The organism is Slackia sp. (genome assembly GCF_977041755.1).
Map to the genome: position 1 here is coordinate 1 of NZ_CDRRGL010000190.1, position 2,640 is coordinate 2,640.

A 2,640-nucleotide genomic window follows, 5' to 3' on the forward strand; every position below is an offset into this window, starting at 1 on the left:
GGTGCGTGAATTGCCGCCGTTGCGAGGTGGCTTGCAAGGCTCAGCATTCGCCGTGGCCAGGAAACATCGTGAAGGCGTTTACGCTTGCGGGCGATGAAATCTACAACCGCGTGCGTGTCGAGGGCGATAACATCGTGAGCTTCGCGGCGAATTGCCGCCATTGCGCCAAGCCAAAGTGCGTGGAAGGCTGCATCTCGGGCGCCATGCAGCGCGACCCTGAAACCGGTGTGGTCACGAGCGACCCGTCGCGTTGCGTGGGCTGCCGCACGTGCGTGAGCATGTGCCCGTTCGGCGCCATTACGGTTGTTCCGGCTCCTTCGGGTGTGAAGCCCATTGCGCTGAAGTGCGATTTGTGCGGTGACGGCGCGGGTGCGCCGGGCGAGCCGAGCTGCGTTGCGGCCTGCCCGAATCGCGCGCTCATGTACGTGGAAAGCGAGGCGATGTAGCATGGCGCACCATACGTGTGATTACTTGATTATTGGCAATTCTGCGGCGGGCGTGACTGCGGCGGAATTCCTCTCTGCGGCTGCGCCGGATAAGAGCATCGTCATGGTTTCCCATGAGCCGTATCGCTGCTACGGCCGACCGCTCATCTCGTATTTGCTCGAAGGCAAAACCGATCGCGAGCATCTCGATTACAAATCGGCCGATTTCTACGAGAAGCGTGGCATCGAAACGCTGTTTGGCGCTGAGTTTGAAGCCGTGGCGCTCGATGCTTCCGCCCATGAAGTGAAGCTTGTGGGCGGAGAAGAGATTTCCTACGGGAAGTGCCTGCTCGCTACGGGCTCCGTCCCCTTCATTCCTCCTATTGCCGGCATGGAGGGCCGCACGAACGTGCATACGTTCATTACGCTCGATGATGCGTTGGCGGCCTGGGACGATGTGCTCGCAGCAACCGAGCGTGCGCATGCGGAAGGCCGTGAAAGCCGCGTCGTGGTGATTGGCGGCGGCCTTATTGGCATGAAGGCGGCCGAAGCGTTGAGCCACCATGCCGACCGCATCGATGTGTTCGATCGCGGCCCGCGCATTTTGCCTGCCGTGCTCGACGCAGATGGTGCTGCGGTTGTCTCGCGTCTTGTGGAGCCGCACGGCATTTTCTGCCATCCCAGCATGTCGGTTGACGAGATGCTCGGTGAAGGCGAGCGCGTGACGCATGTGCGCCTGACCGATGGCTCCGACGAGGCGTGCGATATGGTTATCGTTGCGGTCGGCGTGCGCCCAGCGAGCAAGCTCGCCGTCGAGGCGGGCGCCGAGCAGGGTCGAGGCCTTATATGCGGGCCCGATTTGCAAACGAGCCTACCCGATGTGTACGCTGCGGGCGATGTGACCCAGGTGACCGATACGCTCGACGGCAGCGAGCGTCCCTTGGCGCTGTGGCCCAATGCCGTTCGTCAGGGTCGCATTGCCGCCATGCACATGGCGGGCGTGCCCGGCGCCCTTCCCGACGAGGGCAGCTTTGCGGTGAATGCGGTCGATTTCTTCGATATCACACTTTTGACCTCGGGAATCATCAATCCGCCAGCCGATGGCGACTTTGATGTTCGCGTAGAGGTCGAAGACGACGAGTATGTGAAATTCGTCATGCGCGACGGCAAGCTCGTGGGCTACGTGCTGCTGAATCGACCCGATAACGCGGGCATGTACACGGCCATGATTGAGCGCGGCGTGCCCGTGGCGTCGCTTGCCGACGATACGTTTGACCGCGTTCCTCTCAATATTGATTTCTCGCAAGGAGCCGCACGTATGCATCGCGGCTATCCGTCGACGCTCAACGAGCTTGGTTGGCCCAAGGCAGAAGGCGAGGAATAACATGGCAGAATTCGGAAACCTTCCCACGACTGAGCCCGTTGTCGAAAAGCTCGATGGCAAAACGGTGGTCACGCTCGGCACGGTGCACTTCACCGAGGGCAACGCCGCGGTGCGCGCGGCTCTCGAAGACGCCGATGTGGTGGAGCTGCGTGAAACGTTCGCCCAGCGCTATCTTGGGTGCGGTATGCCCGCGGGCAAGCGCCTCGAGATTTATGGCGTGCCTGGCAACGACATGGCGTGCTACATGGACGGCGGTGAAATCGAGGTCTTCGGCAATGCCCAAGATCAGGTCGCCAACACCATGAACGACGGCGACATCGTGATTCATGGGCGCGTGGGCGATGCTGCGGGCTACGGCATGCGCGGCGGCCGCATTTTGGTGCGCGACGGCTGCGGTTGGCGCGTCGGCATTCACATGAAGCAGTATGGCGACAAGGCGCCGACTATCGTGATTGGCGGAGACGCCGGAAGCTTCCTGGGCGAATACATGGCTGGCGGTGTGATTGTGCTCATGGGTACGGCGGGCCCGTATTTGGCAACGGGCATGCATGGCGGCGTGATTTACCTGAAGCATGTGCCTGACGAACGCGATATTCCCGCTGGCCTGGTGCAAGAGCCGGTCGATGAGCACGATTGCCGTGTGCTCGCGCGCTTGCTTGGCGAATACAACGAGAAATTCGCCGAAGAAATTGGCGGTCCGGTCGATGTCTCGGGCGAGGGATTCTTCCGCCTGCGCCCCGCAAACAGCCGCCCCTACGCCAGCATGTACGCGAACTGATCTAACGAACGGCGCACCTGCTTGACGCTGCACGGGATTCTGGCGGTGTATTT

3 protein-coding genes are annotated in these 2,640 nt (G+C 61.5%); all 3 read left to right on the top strand.

Annotated elements, in window-relative coordinates; all coding sequences use genetic code 11:
• Positions 1–446 (top strand): 4Fe-4S dicluster domain-containing protein (locus tag ACWI8T_RS09345; RefSeq protein WP_449138745.1); only part of this gene is annotated, 446 nt, incomplete at its 5' end.
• A gap of 1 nt (position 447) precedes the next feature.
• Positions 448–1,809 (top strand): NAD(P)/FAD-dependent oxidoreductase, encoded by a 1,362-nt coding sequence (locus tag ACWI8T_RS09350; protein ID WP_449138746.1) that lies wholly within the window; start codon positions 448–450, stop codon positions 1,807–1,809.
• A 1-nt stretch (position 1,810) separates the two neighbouring features.
• The gene (locus tag ACWI8T_RS09355; protein WP_449138747.1) at positions 1,811–2,587 is read left to right on the top strand and encodes a GltB/FmdC/FwdC-like GXGXG domain-containing protein; all 777 of its coding nucleotides are present in this window, start codon (positions 1,811–1,813) and stop codon (positions 2,585–2,587) included.
• Positions 2,588–2,640: the final 53 nt, after the last annotated feature.